This is a genomic window from Paenibacillus sp. DS2015, assembly GCF_050433705.1.
Classification (GTDB): domain Bacteria; phylum Bacillota; class Bacilli; order Paenibacillales; family Paenibacillaceae; genus Paenibacillus_AQ.
The window spans coordinates 32,668-52,396 of record NZ_JBNPWS010000008.1; the positions used below are offsets into that span (position 1 = coordinate 32,668).

General features: G+C 38.7%; 15 protein-coding genes. 5 read left to right on the forward strand and 10 right to left on the reverse strand.

The features are described 5' to 3' along the window. Positions 1 to 12: 12 nt before the first annotated feature. Complete coding sequence (locus tag J2T13_RS09420) at positions 13 to 237, reverse strand: spore germination protein (protein WP_429370827.1); 225 nt, start codon at positions 235 to 237, stop codon at positions 13 to 15. Between the two features lie 90 nt (positions 238 to 327). On the opposite strand from J2T13_RS09420, the gene J2T13_RS09425 reads away from it, so the two are divergent. Further along, complete coding sequence (locus J2T13_RS09425; protein WP_429370573.1) at positions 328 to 810, forward strand: Hsp20/alpha crystallin family protein; 483 nt, start codon at positions 328 to 330, stop codon at positions 808 to 810. Between the two features lie 357 nt (positions 811 to 1,167). On the opposite strand, the gene J2T13_RS09430 is transcribed toward J2T13_RS09425, so the two are convergent. Next, complete coding sequence (locus J2T13_RS09430) at positions 1,168 to 1,683, reverse strand: DUF3231 family protein (RefSeq protein ID WP_429370575.1); 516 nt, start codon at positions 1,681 to 1,683, stop codon at positions 1,168 to 1,170. A 467-nt stretch (positions 1,684 to 2,150) separates the two neighbouring features. On the opposite strand from J2T13_RS09430, the gene J2T13_RS09435 reads away from it, so the two are divergent. After that, the gene (locus J2T13_RS09435; protein WP_429370577.1) at positions 2,151 to 3,494 is read left to right on the forward strand and encodes an amino acid permease; all 1,344 of its coding nucleotides are present in this window, start codon (positions 2,151 to 2,153) and stop codon (positions 3,492 to 3,494) included. A gap of 318 nt (positions 3,495 to 3,812) precedes the next feature. Further along, positions 3,813 to 4,598: an exonuclease domain-containing protein gene (locus J2T13_RS09440; RefSeq protein ID WP_429370578.1), complete on the forward strand. Its 786-nt coding sequence runs from the start codon at positions 3,813 to 3,815 to the stop codon at positions 4,596 to 4,598. 233 nt (positions 4,599 to 4,831) lie between these two features. Here J2T13_RS09440 and J2T13_RS09445 read toward each other — a convergent pair whose 3' ends face one another. Further along, positions 4,832 to 5,146 (reverse strand): hypothetical protein, encoded by a 315-nt coding sequence (locus tag J2T13_RS09445; protein WP_429370580.1) that lies wholly within the window; start codon positions 5,144 to 5,146, stop codon positions 4,832 to 4,834. A 542-nt stretch (positions 5,147 to 5,688) separates the two neighbouring features. Between J2T13_RS09445 and J2T13_RS09450 the strand changes: the two genes are divergently transcribed. Continuing rightward, the gene (locus J2T13_RS09450; protein WP_429370582.1) at positions 5,689 to 10,284 is read left to right on the forward strand and encodes a S8 family serine peptidase; all 4,596 of its coding nucleotides are present in this window, start codon (positions 5,689 to 5,691) and stop codon (positions 10,282 to 10,284) included. A gap of 428 nt (positions 10,285 to 10,712) precedes the next feature. Here the strand turns inward: J2T13_RS09450 and J2T13_RS09455 are convergent, their stop codons facing one another. Then, complete coding sequence (locus J2T13_RS09455; protein WP_429370584.1) at positions 10,713 to 11,291, reverse strand: hypothetical protein; 579 nt, start codon at positions 11,289 to 11,291, stop codon at positions 10,713 to 10,715. A gap of 191 nt (positions 11,292 to 11,482) precedes the next feature. On the opposite strand from J2T13_RS09455, the gene J2T13_RS09460 reads away from it, so the two are divergent. Further along, on the forward strand, positions 11,483 to 12,130 hold the full coding sequence (locus tag J2T13_RS09460; RefSeq protein ID WP_429370586.1) for a guanylate kinase: 648 nt from the start codon (positions 11,483 to 11,485) through the stop codon (positions 12,128 to 12,130). 111 nt (positions 12,131 to 12,241) lie between these two features. On the opposite strand, the gene J2T13_RS09465 is transcribed toward J2T13_RS09460, so the two are convergent. The 6 genes from J2T13_RS09465 to J2T13_RS09490 all read right to left on the reverse strand — a co-directional run bounded on the left by J2T13_RS09465 (position 12,242) and on the right by J2T13_RS09490 (position 19,481). Continuing rightward, complete coding sequence (locus J2T13_RS09465) at positions 12,242 to 12,931, reverse strand: N-acetylmannosamine-6-phosphate 2-epimerase (RefSeq protein WP_429370588.1); 690 nt, start codon at positions 12,929 to 12,931, stop codon at positions 12,242 to 12,244. After that, positions 12,925 to 14,460 carry a DUF4127 family protein gene (locus J2T13_RS09470; protein ID WP_429370590.1) on the reverse strand — a complete coding sequence of 512 codons (1,536 nt, stop codon included), beginning with the start codon at positions 14,458 to 14,460 and terminating at the stop codon, positions 12,925 to 12,927. Before J2T13_RS09470 ends, J2T13_RS09465 begins: the two co-directional genes overlap by 7 nt. Positions 14,461 to 14,489: 29 nt before the next feature. Further along, complete coding sequence (locus tag J2T13_RS09475) at positions 14,490 to 16,196, reverse strand: ROK family protein (RefSeq protein WP_429370592.1); 1,707 nt, start codon at positions 16,194 to 16,196, stop codon at positions 14,490 to 14,492. 111 nt (positions 16,197 to 16,307) lie between these two features. After that, a complete protein-coding gene (locus J2T13_RS09480) occupies positions 16,308 to 17,135 on the reverse strand; it encodes a carbohydrate ABC transporter permease (protein WP_429370594.1) in 828 nt (275 codons plus the stop codon). A 16-nt stretch (positions 17,136 to 17,151) separates the two neighbouring features. Beyond that, a complete protein-coding gene (locus J2T13_RS09485) occupies positions 17,152 to 18,090 on the reverse strand; it encodes a carbohydrate ABC transporter permease (protein ID WP_429370596.1) in 939 nt (312 codons plus the stop codon). 65 nt (positions 18,091 to 18,155) lie between these two features. Further along, the gene (locus J2T13_RS09490; protein ID WP_429370598.1) at positions 18,156 to 19,481 is read right to left on the reverse strand and encodes an ABC transporter substrate-binding protein; all 1,326 of its coding nucleotides are present in this window, start codon (positions 19,479 to 19,481) and stop codon (positions 18,156 to 18,158) included. Positions 19,482 to 19,729 lie beyond the last annotated feature (248 nt).

Sequence of the window (19,729 nt, forward strand, 5' to 3'; positions counted from 1 at the left end):
AAATCACACCCTTTAAGGAGGCGATATTTGATCCACCACATCCGAATCCATCGTATTGGTGCTACTAGCTTGGTTATTCGTAATATTCGTACCGATCGAGTCGCCTATGGAGAAGGAGTTGGCACCGGCATAGATCTTAGAGTTGCTGCTTAATATTACGGAGGCTGTATTTCCTACTAAGACTGTGGAACTGGGGCCCACGTTGTTGATCTTTATGTTGCCGATGATTGAAACCACCAATCCAGTCCTCCTTTCAGAAAATGATTGATACGCCATTCTATGTAGATATTAGCCCAAGTGTCACTGAAAAAGTCATACGCCCATACAATGGATAAAAACGAAGGAGGCACGGACTTCATGAGTTCAAATAAGTCTAACCCTTTGGATTGGCTAAATGAGGATCCATTTTTCAAAAAACGAATTTCATTAAAAGAGCTTGAGGAGCAGTCGAAGCTGAACCCTGACCAGATCGACAGCTATGTTGAAAAGATAATCAGGGAGGCTACCTCCTCCTCTGCAGTGACAAACGAGGACACGAGCCTACATTATGAACATGTCGATACTCACAACTTCTTAATTACCAAAATTCGCATTCCCAATCGGATCCACCCTGAAAATTTATGGGTGCAGCTAAACCGAACAAAGATAAAAATTCATGGTCTTGGAAATGAACAAAGTGAAATCATCACACTACCTTTCCCTATCAATCCTGATCAGAGCAAAGGGACTTTTAAGCAAGGATCATTACAGCTCAAAATGCCCAAGATGCCCTCCGGCAGATTCAAAGATATCAATGTCCGTTTTTTATAATTTTTTCTATAAAAATACAAAAAAATCCGTAGGTTTTCTTGTCCACTTACCCGAGTGAACCAACAAAAACGTATTTAAAGTGAAACAGCGTATAATATATGTTATACGCTGTTTTTTTAGTACCGAAAACCGCTGTATTACGGTGATTTAATGCGTGACAAAAACAACACTATTAACGATTTAGGCGCATGCCACTTTCACACAGCTATATTTCTTGTTGCGGACTACTCTCAAATTTATTCTTTTGTTTAAGATCATGTTCATTCTTGTAGTAAAATGATTATTAAAAACCGCTATCCTAAATTCGGATAACGGTTTTTTTGCTTCCTGTAAACTAGACAACTTTCCCTTTTACATTTATGCTTCTTTATCAGGTCGTTTCACTTGAAGTGGTGGAGGAATTAGCCACCCTTTTTGCTTAATCATTTTAAGAACTTTAAATCCTTGTGCAGCTTTTGTTGCATGATATTTCGCAAACAGTGCACCCACGTCTTCTCTAATTGAATTACCCATAATAGCACTACAAGACACCAATCCCAATGAGATATCCGCGGCAACCATTGCAGCAATTTCCTGATCCGTAAATCTCACACCTACAGGAATTTCCTCTAATTTCACTTCCGGTCTTTCCGGAAGTTTAGGTGTCGGAACAATTCCGTTATGAGTAAGAATTTCATCACACTCAGTAACCTCTAACTCAGATTGGTCAATAATCTCGCCAATTGTTTTTCTGAGTTCCTTATCTCCAACATGATATTGATAGGCCCGATAAGCTGAGATACAGCCCTTGGCTTTTAATGAAAATACCCAAATCTCATAAATCTCACCATAATGTAGAGGCTCATCTTTTGGATTACCATCTAAAATCCCCATTAAAATATCTCTCCTTTGTTTATATTTCAATATTTAGGATGACCTCATGCGTCAGAATCTATGCTCTAAATTTAATTCGTGAACTCAAATAAGTTCAAGTGATCATCAATGATCATGATATGTCTAATTGAGATTGTATCCATCCAACCGCTGCTAAATAGATACACCTATAAATGATGATGTTGGAGGATGTCTCCATCCCTTTTTATGTATTGATATTATTGGCATAACTTCAGTTAACATAACTAAAGTTATGTTAACTGAATCAATCATATATCTGTATTTTTCTAATATCCCCTCTTCATTGGGAGATAAAGTACAAAGAATCGATGCTTCCAGTGCGTGCCATTGTATCATCATTTATCTGTATATTTATCACGATCAAGAGCAAATTAACTATAGTTGTAATATGGACTATAGAAGTTTGGATAGTTGTGTTTTTCTACCCTAAAGGAGAACTATTCTACATGCACAAGAATAACAACCTAAATAAGAAAATCCTCTCTAATCCTAACGAAGATAAACTTCAGTGGTGGCAATTATCCCTACTTGGTGTTGCTTGTACCATAGGAACAGGCTACTTCTTAGGATCCGCATTAGCCATCACCCTCGGCGGACCCGCCGTGTTGATTTCTTTTATCATTGCTGCGATCGGCACTTACCTCGTGTTTGACGTACTTGCGCAAATGACTGCTCAACATCCAATAGAGGGTTCTTTTCGTTCATATGCTAAACAAGCCTATGGGCGCTGGGCTGGCTTTAGTAGTGGATGGGTGTATTGGTCCTCTGAATTATTAATTATGGGCAGCCAATTAACTGCTTTGTCTCTATTTTCTCGGTTTTGGTTTCCAAATATTCCTATGTGGATTTTGGCATCTATATTCGCCGTTCTAGGGTTAGCGATTATTTTCGCAGGTACAAAAAGTTTTGAACGTATGGAGAATTTATTTGCCATAATCAAAGTGTCAGCCCTCGTTATGTTTATCGTACTCGCCATTCTCGCTTTGTGTGGCATTCTGGGACAAGGTAAGTCTACCCCTTCATTTCCATTTAATAATTTTTTAGAAAAAGGGTTCATTGGTTTATGGTCGTCCCTGCTTTTTGCTTTCTATGCTTTTGGAGGAATTGAGATTATGGGCATTATGGCTATACGCCTTCACAATCCTAAAGATGCTCCTAAGTCAGGAAGAGTTATGCTAGCTTTAATCGCCATTATCTATGTGGTTTCATTAATACTCGCAATGAGTATGATCTCCTGGAAAATATTAAACACCAAAGAAAGTCCATTTTTGCAAGCTCTTAATCAATACAATCTCCCTTTCGTACCGCATATTTTTATTGGAATTCTGATCATTGCTGGCTTTTCTACCATGGTTGCTTCTCTATTTGCCGTAACCCGTATGCTTGTTACATTAGCAGAAGATCATGATGCCCCCTCACTTTTTGCCAAGAAACGAAAAGACCGTCCTCTATTCGCTATCGGAATGACCACTGTCGGTCTGATCCTATCCATTGTATGTGCTATGCTGTTACCTGGAAAAGTATATATATATATCACGACTGCTGCTGGTTTAATGTTACTTTACAACTGGTTTTTCATTCTAATCATGTCAGGGACTGTATTAAAATTGACAAAGTGGGGACAAACGAAACGCATTCTAGGCATGCTAATACTCCTTACCGCTATTAGTGGGTCATTATTTCATCACACCAGTCGGACTGGTTTTTGGGTAAGTCTGGGTTTCCTTTTTCTAATTGCACTGGTTACGCTACTGGTGGGAAAAAACGGAAGAACGATAGGAAGCAAATAAACATCGAACCTTGAATCCCAAGGGTGAATAAGCTATTCATATAGAGCTCCGCTCCTCTATTACCATCTCACACTCTCACAATGATCCCAGCTATTATTATCTTATTATTCATGGAATAGACCATTGGTTTACATAATATTAAATATGTAAACTAGTAGTTCCCCATCGATTCAATTCATATATTGGTAAATATTGAATGGATTTTTCCCGCTACTGAACCCTGACAGACATTTCTTATGTATAAAAGAATCGTAAAACTCTACTAAACTCTCTTTTTCTGTTAGAATAGAACATGTTACAGAACGGAGGGCCATAACTATGGACTATATTATTCTAGATATTGAATTCAACGGCCGCAAATTTGCCAGTGACTTACCTATGGAAGTAATCGAAATCGGAGCTGTGAAGTTAGATTCTTCTTTTCGTCAAATCGATCGCTTCTCATCCTTGATCAAACCCGTATATTTCTCCAAGCTAAATAGTTTTATTAAGAAAAAAACCGGAATCCCTCAAGAAGGGATTGATCAAGCAGATGGTTTTCCTAAAGTAATTACAGATTTCATCCATTGGCTCACACAAAGTGATCAATTCCTCCTTGTTACCTGGGGTGGTGAAGATTTAAAACGGATCGTATACGATACTCGGATGCACAAGCTGGATGATTCAATATGGATGTCAGCGAACTATTTTGACCTATTGAAGGGCTTTGTACGCTATAAAAATGTGACCAACGACGTAAGTGTGGAAGCTGCCTTAATAGATCTAAATATCACAGCGTCTGGTTCGGCACATCGTGCATTAGATGATGCTATAATGACTTCCGATGTGTTTATAAAAATCTTTGATTCGTTAGATTTCAATCGTGTACAACAATATATAGATGTCTACTCCAATTCAAAGGAGCGACGTATCGTCAAGAATGCGATCCGAAACATGGTAGCTCAAAAGATCACACCCACTTGGGAGTTTCTACTAGAGCATTACCTCACGAACAAGGTATCCTTAACAGATTCTCGTAAGTTGGAAGAGCTTCAAACCTATTTTGCTACAGAAGTTGCGAAACAACCGCGTGCTAAAATCGAAGTTGCACAATCATCTGCCTAGCAAAAAAGAATGGATAGAGACGTCAGACATCATCTGATTCTCTATCCATTCTTTTTATTATTGAGGTTTCGACAATAAATCTAGCACTTCCCCAGTGATGACTGTTTATGTAGTTTCCCACTCATACCCCAATATATCCAACATTCCATTGGTTTCTAATGGAGTAGTAATCAACGTTTCTTTAGCAATACTTATTGTTGTGCTATAGCTAACCTGCTTGTTTGTTGAATCTTTCAGTATCTGTCGATGTCCTTTTCAAGTTGTTTTATTTTATCGGAAGTTACGACATAGTTGAACGTTGAACTCATTTGGGGTCCTTCCCCATTCTTCGGCTCACAATCCTGTTTCATTGTGATTAAATAGCCCTTTTTGTTCTCTTTGACTCCTACAACATTGTTAATCGTTTCTAACGTTTTCCCACATTTGGGTACGCTGTCCAGAACCTTATTTATTGCCATATCTTTAGTAAGATTCTGCTGTTCAGATGAACACCCGGTTAATAATATGAGCATCATAAGTACAGTTAATACACGACGAATAGTAACCACTTCCTTCCAGCAGTAAATGTACAGCTATAATATAGCATGTAATTCCGTTGATACGGTATGAGATCACTCTATAAATGTATTCATTCGAATTTCAGCCTCATGTTACTTCACCTCCCTGTACAATCACTGTCTGTTCAAGCGATCCCCTCTCCTTAGTAACTGTCCCATATACTAATGTAATGTAAGTTTGATCTAGCTTCTATGTTCTTCTTCACTTCAGGGTAACTATGTAATTATACCTATATATCATTCAAAATAAGCTAATCGTGCAATACATATCTAAATTGTAATGCATCTATCGTTACTTCCTCCTTTGAATCACGCTATTCCAACTTATTCCGACAACACTTTCGACATAATCTGAAAAACCACAAGAATTGTTAGGTAGTCTCTTTGTCTCATATCAAACGAATGTAAACAAAGTAAAATAGAAGGTGCATTTCAATTTATTCAACCTTTACTTAATAATTGAAGGAGGATCGATAGATTTAGAGTGTGATTAATAAAGAATTAGCATTATCTATGCTACAGGAGGCGGTATTTTGGAGAAAAGTGTACGTACAATTCGTAGTTATTTCATTTACTTACTAATCTTTATTTTAGTTTTAGGAGTTTCCGCACCAGAGTCCTATGCAGCAACAACCAAGGATTCTACAGACCCATCCCTTGAGATTAAATCGAAACTTGAACCTCCAAGCGATTCAGATTTACTTCATCAACTTCCAGTACCAGACTTCCAACTTCCTCAACTTCATAAGCAAAAATCACTATCTACTCAACGTAGTGGGTCTTCAGTGCAAGCTGAGAACTTCGTCGAACCTAGTGAAAGTAGTGAGCCTATTACAGTTATAGTAGAGTTGGCTACGGATCCTCTCAAAGTGTTTGAGGCTAATTCACCATTCAGTATGAAATCTAAATCAAGTGTTAACAGTCACACGAATACGCTTCGTCAGGAACACTCAGCATTTAAGTCTGCTGCCATCCTTCAAGCTGGAGCTACGTTTAACCGTGAATACTCAAACATATTTAACGGGTATTCCATTACATTACCAGCTGATGAAGTAGATCAGCTTCTGTTAATAGCTGGTGTCAAAGCCGTGTATCCAAATATCGAATATAAAGCGTTAGAATTAGATCAATCAAGTGAAGGCTACACCCCTTATATGGATGTGAGCGCACCTTTCATTGGAGCTGACACGCTCTGGGCATCCGGATATACCGGTGCCGGGATTAAAGTAGGTGTCATAGATACGGGTGTTGATTATAATCACCCTAGTCTCAAAGATGCTTATAAAGGTGGGTACGATTTCGTGGATAATGATGATGATCCTATGGAAACCTTACCTGATCCTACAAAGCCAATAAAAAATGGCGAACCTTATAATACTTTACATGGGACACATGTCTCAGGAACTATAGTTGGACAAGGAGATCCAGAACACCCATACGCTGGCAAAGGTTGGGTTAGAGGCGTCGCTCCTGCAGCTGACTTATATGTCTACCGTGTCCTTGGTCCTTATGGTAGCGGGACTTCTGAGAATGTGATCGCAGCCATAGAACGTGCTGTTATCGATGATCTTGATGTAGTCAATCTATCTCTCGGTTCTGATCTTAATAATGAATACAGTCCAGACTCTATCGCTGCAGACAATGCCACACTTGCTGGGGTTACTGTTGTATTAGCGAATGGAAATACAGGTCCAAATGATCAAACTGTAGGGAGTCCAGCTGCATCAGAATTATCCATCTCGGTGGGAGCCTCTGTTCCCCCAGTGTCAACTCCTATTTTTATATCTTCCGCAATAGGAAATATATATGCTCAGATATCAACGTTCTCACCTGATCTAGGCGAACCGAATCAAGAACTTGATCTGGTTTATGCTAACTACGGACAAGAGAGCGATTATAGTAACCTTGATGTTAGTGGGAAAACCGTTATTGTCTCCCGTGGTGCGCTATCTTTCGGCGAAAAATCCATGAATGCGACGGCCGCTGGAGCAAAAGCACTTATCATTCATAATAATACGCCTGGAGAGTTCGGTGCTACTTTAGGTGAGCCAGGAATGTATGTGCCTACCTATACCATTTCGCAGGAAGATGGTCTCGCATTAAAAGATCAAATAGATCAAGGTCAACCAACAATCACCTTCTCCAAGATTGAAGAACAGGATCTGTTAGCTGACTTTAGCTCAAGAGGACCTGCGCTACCGAACTATTCGATTAAGCCTGATTTCTCAGCTCCCGGAGTGGGAATTCGTTCTTCTATTCCTGCATTTAATGGAGATTATAGTAATGCTTATGAGGATTTGAACGGAACCAGTATGGCAGCTCCGCACGTTGCAGGAGCGGTAGCTCTGATCCTTGAACAAACAGCACAAGCAAATCTCGACCTAGACCCCTATCAAATTAAATCCATCTTAAGTAATAACGCGGTTCCTCTGAGTGACCGACACGGGATAGCCTATTCTGTTAACCAACAAGGTGCCGGTCGTATTGATTTAGTTAAAAGTACTGAAGCTGACGCTATTGTCAAAGTTAAGGAGCCTCTCCCAACTCAGCTAAATAACCAGAACATTACAGATTACTACACAAGTAGTTTGTCATATGGACAACAACAGGCTAATAGCGAAGTATCCAAACAAATAACGATCGATAATATTAGGGATACGAACCAAATCTATCACGCATCTGTTGATTGGTATAGTAACGAGGGTCTTACGATTCAACCCACTCAGGACACGGTTTATGTTAATCAAGGAGCACTAGAAACCGTATTCTCAGTGGAACTAACCATTCCTGATGGAACACCCGATGGAATGTACGATGGTCAGATTGTACTCACCGAGGAAACAACATTACATGAGTTAAGAGTTCCATTTAGTGTGTTTGTAGGTCAGAGCTTCGACTTGAGTCCAATCACGGCTGTTGATTTCTCATCGGTTGTATTCTCCCCGAATGGAGATGGCGTATCGGATACAACGGATGTATCTTTCGCAGTAAATGATGACCTTGAGTACTTCTTCTTCTTGATATTTGATGGTTTAACTGGCGATGCCATAGGATACACTTATGACTCGATAGCTATTCAGCCTATACACGAAAAGAACTATTACAAATATACGTGGGATGGAACTGTGACTACAGAAGATAGTGAAATCACGTTACCAGAAGGTGTTTACGCAATGGTTCCTGTCATTGTGGATACGAATGAATTGCTAGAAGGTTCTGCTGAATTCTTCTTCGTAGATCTCAATGCGCCTGAAATTTCTCTAGATAGTGATAACGTCATTCTTCTTCCAGATCAACCTGGAGTAGGTTCAATATCTGGCGACATCTTGGATGACTTGCAACTGAATTATCTATATGATGGTACGAATCTAGATGAACTCGTAGGAATCAGTGCACTTGTACAATCGGATCAGGGACTACAGCAAATAGATGGAACCATAGATGCTACAGGCCATTTCAATCTAAACCTTCCTATTGTTAAAGGTGAGAATACGTACTCTATATTTGCATATGATTCCGTAGGTAATGGCACACAGACTCCTGCTAAAGTTATTCATTACACTCAAGTTAACCTCTTTTCCGCTAAATCTCAGGTGGCAGCGGGTGAAGCATTTGATGTCGTCGCAAACTATTCTGTTACTGAAGATGTTTACTCTGCATCCTTCAGCTTGACGTATGATTCGAAACTACAGTTAAATTCAATCCAACCCAGTGTGTTAGATGCTGTCTATACTCACCTGGATCAAGTTAGTATTGATCTTGGTAATGGACTGAAACAAGTGAATTATACAGGTACACTTCCTGAAGGACAAGGTACATTTGCAGCCTTTAATTTCACAGCTACACAAGCAGGCTCTTATCCGTTTACTATTTCAAATGTAGAATTATTAAATGAGGAAGGTAAGGATATCCCAGTATTTGGATTATCTCCTGTAACGGTTAAGGTTGCTGCACCTGTTCCAGGAACAGGACCGGATCCAGACCCCGTCGTTACCAATCCTAACTCGGGATCATCCTCTTCTGGATCTTATAGTGGGAATACCACATCCACACCTCAAGATAACTCAAAGAAATTCAAAGCTGGTTCTTTGAATGAATTTACAATTAACGATATTTTGGGTGCGACATTAACGGTTACACCTTCACTCTTAACTAAACAAATCGCGAGTTCTACTTTGAAGGCTATTACGCTAGATTTATCAGATATCCCCGTTGACACTTATGATCCTTTTCATATTTCGATATCTAGTGCATTAGTTGAACAACTTCAACAATCTAAGAAAGATTTAATCCTTGTTGGTTCAAATTTTGAAATACGCATCCCCTCTCAATCTATTAGTAACTTTGTAAGTAAAGATGGATTCCGTATTTCAATGACGTTATCTAAAAAAAGCGTCGGAACGATCCAAGCTCCTGATGGAGCAACCGGGAAATTTGCAGCTCCAACACTTATGATTCATGGACAGTTGAAGGAATTCTCTGCACCGATCCAAGTTCAACTCCATTTGGCTGCTTCAAGCTTTACGGATATACAAAAAGTAGGCATATATAGTCTGAGCGGAGCCAGTCAGTGGTCTTACTTCGGTATTCCTAGACACAACAGCCAAAAGAACACTATTCAATTCTCAATATCTGCACCAGGATCATTTACAGCTATCGAAACTTTAAAGAGTTTTGTAGATACTTCTAAACACTGGGCTAAACATGAGATTGAAGTATTAGCAGCTCATTTCTTAGTGAAAGGTAAGCCGTCTAGTACAACGTATAAACCTCAAGATCATGTGAATCAAGCAGAATTTAATACCCTTCTAGACCGTCTGCTTTCCAGAAATGTAACATGGGATCAACGTATTGCTGAGTTAGGAGCAAGAGATCAACTTACGCGTGAACAAGTTGCTATCTTGTTACACGAAGCACTGGGTAACACCCTATCTGATGTTTCTCAGCAGCTTGATTTCAAAGACCAGACAACCATTTCTCCCGATGCTCGTGCAGCTGTTGCCTTCGTTGTAAGTAAGGGGTATCTACAAGGAAATCCAAATCACTCCTTTAACCCTCAGGGTACTTTAACAAGAGCAGAAGCGGCAGTAATTTTGTATCGGATAGGGTTGGAAGCTAATACGTATTAATCGGTAGTAAAGGACTCCATATGAAAGGCAATCACTTCCGCGTAATTTCGGAAGATGATTGCCTTTTTCTCTTGTAGCGGGTATGCGTTCTATTGTTCAGATTAGATAGCAGAACATGTTGTATATGGTCGTAATAAGTAGATTCATCTTTTTAATACTGTTATGAATTATTCATATGATGATATATTGTCTATAGTGGTTGTACAAACACTGATTATGACAAAGAGCCTTAATTATTCCCAAAAAAAATAACCGCCTTAAAATTTAAGGTCGGTTTACAGACAGACATTACATAGCATGTTTGTTCATAATGAGTCCATTACTTGGACAGCTCTCTGTTTATTTCTTTTTAAGATATGCAAATATCAAGATCCATAAAATACACCCCAGTAGAATTTGAATTGAACTTTCTTGTATATGTATACGTTTTATTCTTCAATCAAGTGATAGATATCCATCTTCCAAACATTGTTATCCAACTTCAATCCATAGGCTATCGATCCTGTGAAACGTTCAATAGTTGCGGTAATCATAATCGTTAGTTCGTTTTGCTTAACCGTATCCTCTTGTACTTCAATAGAATCATAATATCTATACTGCAAAGCTGTCTCCATATCTCGATGCGCTAATTTGTCGTTATATTCTTCCTTAAAGGTGTCCAGATCAGGTAATGAACCACTATCATATGTGAGCGCATAAATGACTTCTATATCACTCATAGCTGTAGCATGAATGTAAATCAGCAGTATCTCTTCCGGAGAAAAGGTTAGTAAATGACTTGTCTCTTTGTCACCCGCAAATCGTTCATACTTCTTTTGCTTCTCTAACGGTAGCTGTTCCAAATAAGAGAATTTCTTCTTCTGATCTTCTTTCACTTCAACTATATCCTCTTGAGTGGGCTTAGCTTCCTGTGCTGTTGGTTGCTCGATTGTATTTTCAGAACACCCAGTTAGCAGTACTGAACAAACCAACATACTCACGGCTGCCATTAAAATTATTTTTTTCATAAGTTCTCCCCTTTTGATCTTTACCTTAATGACATATACGTTTATGTAAAACTTCCGTTACATTTCATTTCTGAGTAGTTGAGGTTCGTAAAATCCTATGACAACTCTAATTAGGGTTCGAACGCAGGAATTTGTTGATTCATGTCGAAATTAATGGTATGTAAAGCTGTAGTATAGAGGGGGGAATCCTGATGTGGGACTGGCTGAAATCATCCAAAACAGTAGCGAACGAACAGAAGCTAAATCTTGAGCCAATTGAGACAGAGCAGAGTGAATCTTCCATAAACAAGGTCATCGTAATAACCGGAACGAGCGGATCAGGACGCAAGAATACGGCCAAACAACTAAGCGCACACCTAGGTATTCCCTATGTGCTTCCGTACACTACACGCGCCATTCGCCCAAACGAACGAGATGGGGATCATTATCATTTCATCTCCGATGAGCAATTTCAGACCATGGCGGATAGACTTACATTCTTCCAGACGGTACATCTAGAGAGAGGCAACTACGGAATCTCCAAGGATGAGCTAACTCAAGCCTTTGAGATGCAGCAAGCTGCCATAGTTGTCGTAAATCATGAAGGGACTAGAGCGTTCAGAGAGCATTTCGGGCAGGGAGTCATTCGGGTCTTTATTTACGTCACCAAAGAAGACATTCAGTCACGGCTGGAACGTGAATCAGCTCCGTATGAAATCGTGGAAGAGTATTTACGAACTTACACAGAGCAAGTCATAAATAAGAAAGAATCAGAGTACCTACTACAGAATATTGATCCGGTTACTACCGTAGATAAAATCAAGGGATTTTTACAAGAAAAACTTAAAAATAATGGTTAGAGACACCAAAAAGCAAGACAAGGATAACAACCTTGTCCTGCTTTTTGGTGCATCAGTCTCTTTATGAGCACATTAACTTCTCATCAGAATATTAATCTACTTATCGACAGTTCAAATTATGGTTGTTCGAATTTCTTCGATAAAACGCTCTGTTATTTGTTGAGGACGTGTAATAGCTCCACCAACCACAACCGCATGCGCGCCATAACTTAATACCCTCGCAGCCATCTCAGGGGTAATGACATTTCCTTCAGCAATGACCGGAATATGAACTTGACTCACTACATCTTTTAAAATCTGAAAATCATTATCATGCAATTTCTTACTGCTTGTATCCTCTGTATAACCATGTAATGTCGTTCCAACGCAATCAAATCCTAACGTCTCGGCCATGATACATTCTTCTACTGTTGCACAATCTGCCATCCATTGTTGGTTTGGGAATTTGGACTTAATTTCTTTCACGAAGGTTGGTAAGTCCACTCCACCTGGACGTATACGGTCTGTTGCATCGACAGCAATTAATTCCACATCAAGTTCAACTAATGCTTCTACCTCTTTCAAAGTTGGTGTGATGTAAACATTCGAATCTTCATATTCTTGTTTAATGATAGCAATGATCGGTAGACCTACATATTCTTTGATCGCACGAATATCTTTCACGCCGTTCGCACGAATGGCAACCGCCCCTCCTCTTTTTGCAGCATCGGCCATTCGACTCATGATGTCTGAACCATACAACGGTTCATCTTCTAATGCCTGACAAGATACAACTAATCCTGATTTAATTTCTGTTAACATGACTCAACTTCATCCTTTCTAAATTGTAATGTCATCCCACATTCAAACATTCGATTCCATGGTGCAGAAGTGTTTATTTCTAAGAGTTCTATTCCTTTGAAGCTATATAAAATCATGGCATGATAACGTCTATATAACCTTTCATTTCGCTCCTGATTCACAAGTGCCACTTCATTCTTCAAGTCAAAATATGTTAGATTATATTTCGGTAGAAAGTCAGCCGTCATATCCATTCGAATTTCTGCTTGATAGAAATAATCATCTAATAAATGATAAATGACATTATGTTGAATGATATCTGGCTTCCCATGAAGAGCAACAACGCCCTGGCATATCGTTGAACCTAGCGTGTTACAATTGGTGTTCCAGCCTTTATAGGATACCAATTGATCAAGGATTCGCTCCTCATCTAATAAGGTGATTAATTCATTATCTCCACCGTTTGCATAAGCGGCATCTGCAACCATCACTTTTTTACCGGATTTGATATGCGTTTTAATATCCTTAACGAATGTTAACATATTGCGAAAACTTGTGTACGTAATGTCCCTTTTATGTTGATCCCATGATTCTTGCATCACACGTCCTGGTGTATTATATGCAAGAATTAAATCTGCTTCGTCAGCGCTCGCTACGAGTTGACAGCCAGCAGCTAATACATGTGCTTTTAAGCTTTCAGCGTATGGACGATCTTCATACATTGGAATTAGCTGCGGTCCAAGTGTACTACTCCAAATCGGATAAATTTTAGGGCTCATTTTCTTCAAGTCATTATACACGCGAGCAAGTAATGTCGCTCCTACTTCATCCGCTCCTGGATACATATGAACTTTTGTATACAAGCGCAATTGTTCACGCTTATTCACAACTATTCTTTGGTCCATTGTCGTGTAACCATATTCTGCACTGTCATCTTGAGGAATAGATAAGAAAGTCAGTACCCCCTCATGGACAAGCTCAAGCATACTAGTGTTGATCATGGAATTAAACTTTCGTCTTGTTTCATAATCATGTATGTATTGCTCTGGTAGTATGGATACAATCTCTTGTAATTGGCTCTGCTCGTCCTCAGATAACGTCTCGCGATCCTGTTTATCTTGTAAGTAGGCACGTGTAAATAGTTCACAACCCCACTGTTTATAGTAATCAGGTTCTTCATCACTTGAACTATATCTCGGTGTCCGCATGATTAGATTCGATGCATAAATGGCTACATCTGGGAATGATTTGTGAAGTGATCGCAATCGATCAATCCACATAATCGCTGTATCTTCTGACAAATAATGTAATCTAGAAGGCAGTAGGCCGCCGTACACGACCATATCAATGCTTACGATAAATGCATCCACATCAATGGCAACTTCATTTAACCAATCCCATAAACGATTCGTATCAGCTGCCACTTTTTTAGCTCCGAGCAACTCTTTACTAGGTATTATTAATTCAATTTCAGATGACGATTCTGCCATCATTTTGACGAAATCAACATTACAGGGTCGCTCATCAATAGGTAAGTAAGCAATTCTCATGTTATCTCCCCCTCTCGGGATCTAGAGTCTCAATTTTGCAAAGGAAAATCAGATGTCGTGATAGAACTGGCTAACGCAATATCCTTATCCTTACCTTGTAGTTCTTTAAACAAGACGTCCAACAAGTAAAATACAGATACTTCACTAATCGAACTACTATGACCTTCTATTTCATCCGTTGTCGGTACAAGCAAGCGAATATCAGAAACATCTGCTATTGGAGAGTTCTGTTGGCTCGTAATCCCGACTGTTGCTGCACCCTTTTCTTTAGCCAATACCATCAGGTTTACAATATCTGGCGCATATCCGGATGTACTTAGACCTATTACAACTGTCCCTTGACCCAATAAATGCGTAGACATTTCCATTTGATATTGATCTGAGAATGCATCCGCTGCCATACCCAGTTTCATTAATTTATATTTTAGTTGATTAGCTACAAGTGACATCTCACCTGCACCAAATATACAAATGTTCTTAGCTGAAACTAATTTGTTTTTAAATTGTAGAATTTCATCTGACTCATAGAGCGTATCGAATTTCTTCAACATACTGCTATAGGTTTCTTTAACTGCAGTCATGCTCGTTGTTATTGTTTGTTCGTATAATCGAGTGCTAACAGTAGCCTCTTTCGCCACTAAGCGCAATTTACTGTAGGAACCGAACTCAAGTTTCTGACAAAATCTTGTAATCGTTGCTTCAGATACATTGATTTGACGCGACATTTCAGATATCGTCATATTAGGCACACTTTCTAGATTCAAAACAATAAACTTTGCAATCATTTGTTCTCGTTTTGTTAATTTATGCGTATTAGACTCTAAGATCGTTGTAATACTTTTTAAAGGTCTGAACGATTCTTGAAGCAAAAAGTGACGAAGTGCTCCAATCATCCCAGCATCATTAAGATTACGTGCAATTTCAATTTTGACTTTATCTAATACAGTAGGAATAATGTCTTTCTTCAACTGTTCCATAATGAGGGGATATAGATACTCTTTTTGCGCTGTAATACCCCCGCCAATAATAATCATTTCCGGATTCATCATATAAGCAATAGTTGCGATTCCTTTAGATAGATAGTAAACGAGCCTGTTAATTTCTTGAATACAGACCTCATCATTATTCGCAGCAAGTGCAAATATTTCTCTACCATCAATTTCACTTTCAAGAATTCCTTTTAGTCTCGCAACATTTCTCACTAATATCCTTGTAGAAGCTAATTCTTGAAATTGGCCACCTTCAATTGGAATGTAACCGATCTCTCCTGCACTGAAGCTGTATCCTGTGTGCAACTTATTATCAAGAATATAGCTACCCCCGATGCCCGTCCCAATCGTAAGACAAAACAGGCTTTTCGCATCCTTACCCGTACCCACCCAGGACTCTGCTAATCCTGCGCAATTTACATCATTCTCTACTTCAATAGGCAGATGAAAATATGCCTCTAACTCCTTCTTCAACTGTGTACCTGTGTACTCAGGAATTAGGGACGAGGCATATAAAATTTCTCCTTTATTCGAATCTACTTGACCCGCGGTGCTGATACAAACACTACTGATCTCATACTCATCCATTAGTTTACTCCCGAATGTTTTCACCTTATCAAGAATGGCAGATCCGCCTAAGCTTGCTTCTGTTGGGCATTCATTCTTCACAATAAATGTTCCATCTTCAGTCAACACGCCATATTTAATTAATGTTCCGCCAATATCAACAGCTAAAAATTTCCTCATTAAGTTCACCGTCATTTCTATGGGGAGAATCGTATTTATTCATTTCAATATTCTCTCCTTTTCATATGGATTGTTATTATTTCCATTCACTCCTTGGATTACTGAGCGTCGTTATCCTTTCACTGCCCCGTCCGTTGCACCCGAAATGAAGTATTTCTGTAACCAGATAAATATCAATAATGTTGGGATCGTAGTTAATATTGAAGCTGCACTAATTAACTTCAAGTTTGAGCCATCGAAGTTCTGTGAGAGCTGAGCTAATCCAATCGATAACGTATACTTGCTGCTTTCAGTTGAGTTTAACAATGGCCACAAATAATCTCCCCACGTACCCATGAAAGTAAAAATAGCTAGTGTGATTAGTGTTGGCTTCACAAGCGGTAAAACAACCATGTACCACACTTGAAATTTATTCGCCCCGTCCAAATATGCTGACTCTTCAAGATCTTTCGGAATTCTTAAATAGGCTTGACGCATTAAGAAAATTCCGAATGCAGTGGATACTTGCATTACGACCAATCCAATATACGAGTTTTGTAAGCCTAGCACACCCGAAAGCTGTAATAATGGCGCCATGAACAGTTGGAAAGGTACCATCATCGTTGAAATAATTAATGCTAGAACAACGCTTCTTCCTCTAAAATCCATACGTGCAAGTGGATAAGCAGTTAAGCTACAAAAGAATACATTTAAAGGTATCGCAATGATTGTAATAATCGCAGTATTCAAGAAGTACAACCCAAAATTTGATTTACTAAAGGCATCTATAAAGTTCACCAACGTCGGGTCTGATGGAAGTACACTGCTATAAATCCCTTCGCTAGCCGATTTCAATGACATAAACAGGGTAGTTAAAAAAGGTCCTACTGTGAGGACTGTGATAAAGATCATCAGAGCATAGAGCCACATTTTTTGACTAAGTTGCTTCGATTTCATCATGTTCTCTCCTATCTATTTAAGCTCTTAAATCATCTTCGCGCTTACTCGTCAATTTCATTTGAAGTAAAGATGCTCCAATGGCGAGAATTAACAAGACTACACCTGCTGCTGATGCCATACTAACATCTAAATTCATAAAGCTATCATAAATATACATTACAAGAGTTGTAGTCGCGCCAGAAGGTCCACCGCCTGTTGTTAAGGCAATTTCTTCAAACACTTTCAAAGCCGCAATAATCGTCATGACAGAAACTAAAGTAATAGAAGGTGCTAACATCGGAAAAGTAATGTTCTTGAATTTTTGAAAAGAAGAGGCGCCATCAATACTTGCAGACTCATATACATCGTTAGAAATCGATTGTAAGCCTGCTAAATATATGATCATATAATAGCCTAGCCCTTTCCAAACTGTAATCATCGCTACTGCTATTAGTGCTGTTGACGATTGAACAAGTAAGTTGGTTGGTGAATCAAAGATCCCTATAGTAACAAGGAAAGACGAGATTAAGCCACTTTGCGAATACAACATTTTCCACATTAGAGCGGCAACAACCATGGGTGTAACAACCGGTAAATAATAGAAGATTCGGAATAGAGAAACTCCTTTTATCTTTTGGTTCACTAGTACCGCTAAAAACATAGGTAACAATATATTCAATGGTAATACGATGATTAGAAAGATTAACGTATTCATTAGTGATTCCCAAAAATATCCATCTGAAAACAACTCTTTGAAGTTACTTAATCCGACGAACTCACCCGCACCCTCAATAATTTTATAATCTAATACACTCCATTGAAGAGCTTGTAAGATTGGATAAACGAGAAATATCCCCAGAATTAAGATGGATGGAATTAAAAATAACCAAGGTGTGATTCGCGAACTCCATTGGAGCTTTCTTTTCGAAACAACTTTCAATTGTGTATGGGATGGTTCGATCGCTTTCTCACTCATTTTAGTCTCTCCTTTCAAAAAATAGAGAGTAGTTTTTAATCAAAAGCTACTCTCTTTCTCATTTACTAGAATGTCTGTTTTTCACCTGACTTTTCAAATGCTTTGTTCCAATCTGCTGCTAACTGTTTCACAGCCTCTTCCGGTGTGATCTTACCTTGTAGGTTCTTAACAAAGATATTCATGGTAGATTTACGTAATTCTGCACTGTTTTCTGTTGGTGGAATGGATACTATTGAACGACTTAATGACAAAGATGCTTGTAACAGACCAAGCGATTTAGATGAATCTCCTGGGTTCTTGAAATAATCGTCTTCTAAGGACTTCACCGTTGAGGGTAATACAGTACCTGCTATTTTCGCAAATTCTAATTGATTTTCAGCATTTGTAACAAATTCAGCTAGAGCAACTGCAGCTTCTTTATTTTTCGTCTTTGACGGTACTGCGAAGTTCATCACAGCAACGTTTACTGGAGCATCTACTGATTCTAGGGGTTGTCCCGCTTTCGATACTTTATATATTTCTGGGGCACCTGATTCAACAGGTCCTAAGAATGTGACTCCACCTTCTAGGAATGAGGTATTACCTGCCATATACAACTCTTGCCCCGTTTTTAATGATCCTTCTGCTGCCTCTTGAGGAATCAATCCCTCTTTATACATGGTTTGTGTTACTGCGAAATATTCAATAATGTCTTTATTATTTTCAAATGTGGCCTTACCTTCTTCCACAATTGGAGTTCCTTTTGATAATGAGACCATTTTTTCCATAATTACATTGCCATCATTGATTACTGGAAAGTAGGAAGGTTTCCCCGTCTTCGCCGTTATAGCTTTTGCTGTGTCATAAATACCTTGTGTTGTTGTAGGTAACTCTTTTATACCTGCTTGTTCAAAATGATCGCTATTATACCAAGATATGGTTGTATCTAAGTACCACGGCAGTGCGTACAATTTATCTTCATAAATACCTGATTTGTAAGGACCTTCTACGAAAGAAGATTTCGTCTCGTCACTTACCATCTCTGTTAAATCTAATAATCCACCTTGTGCCACAATATTAGACATATAGTGTGGATTTAAATTAACAACATCTGGTACAGCGCTACCCGTAAGTGATGTTAGTACTTTTTGTTCCATTGCATCTTGTGGAATATCTTCAATAAGGACATCTACATTAGGATGGAGATTCTCGAAATTCTTCTCAATTTCATCAAAATAGGTGTCAAATGGTTCGCCCGCTAACGAAGCTGTCCATAGTGTTACCTTCCCAGATAATTCCCCTGTTTCTGATACCGGGCTATTGCTTGCTTCTTCATTACCACATGCTATTAAACCCATGGAAAGTGCAGCTGCCATCGTACCCGTTAACCATTTTTTTGTATTTTTTTTCATTTTCAATCCCCCTATGAAAGTATTTAGAAAGCGCTCTCTAATGTCATGATACAAGTTCTTATATCATTTTTCAATGCTTTTTTAAAATAATTTTTATTATTTTAATATTTCTGAAAATTAATTTCATTTATCGATATTTGTAATTGCACTTCAGAGCTCACAAAAACATATCCAAACTTATGATAATGGAGACATTATCATAAGTTTGGATATGTAAAGGATACCCATCTAGGCGACTTTTTCCATTA

Excerpts from the sequence above, each read along its gene's own strand:
- J2T13_RS09425 (WP_429370573.1), top strand. The coding sequence starts at position 328 with ATGGATAAAAACGAAGGAGGCACGGACTTCATGAGTTCAAATAAGTCT.
- J2T13_RS09430 (WP_429370575.1), bottom strand. The coding sequence starts at position 1,683 with ATGGGGATTTTAGATGGTAATCCAAAAGATGAGCCTCTACATTATGGT.
- J2T13_RS09435 (WP_429370577.1), top strand. The coding sequence starts at position 2,151 with ATGCACAAGAATAACAACCTAAATAAGAAAATCCTCTCTAATCCTAAC.
- J2T13_RS09440 (WP_429370578.1), top strand. The coding sequence starts at position 3,813 with ATGGACTATATTATTCTAGATATTGAATTCAACGGCCGCAAATTTGCC.
- J2T13_RS09455 (WP_429370584.1), bottom strand. The coding sequence starts at position 11,291 with ATGAAAAAAATAATTTTAATGGCAGCCGTGAGTATGTTGGTTTGTTCA.
- J2T13_RS09460 (WP_429370586.1), top strand. The coding sequence starts at position 11,483 with ATGTGGGACTGGCTGAAATCATCCAAAACAGTAGCGAACGAACAGAAG.
- J2T13_RS09465 (WP_429370588.1), bottom strand. The coding sequence starts at position 12,931 with ATGTTAACAGAAATTAAATCAGGATTAGTTGTATCTTGTCAGGCATTA.
- J2T13_RS09470 (WP_429370590.1), bottom strand. The coding sequence starts at position 14,460 with ATGAGAATTGCTTACTTACCTATTGATGAGCGACCCTGTAATGTTGAT.
- J2T13_RS09475 (WP_429370592.1), bottom strand. The coding sequence starts at position 16,196 with ATGAGGAAATTTTTAGCTGTTGATATTGGCGGAACATTAATTAAATAT.
- J2T13_RS09480 (WP_429370594.1), bottom strand. The coding sequence starts at position 17,135 with ATGATGAAATCGAAGCAACTTAGTCAAAAAATGTGGCTCTATGCTCTG.
- J2T13_RS09485 (WP_429370596.1), bottom strand. The coding sequence starts at position 18,090 with ATGAGTGAGAAAGCGATCGAACCATCCCATACACAATTGAAAGTTGTT.
- J2T13_RS09490 (WP_429370598.1), bottom strand. The coding sequence starts at position 19,481 with ATGAAAAAAAATACAAAAAAATGGTTAACGGGTACGATGGCAGCTGCA.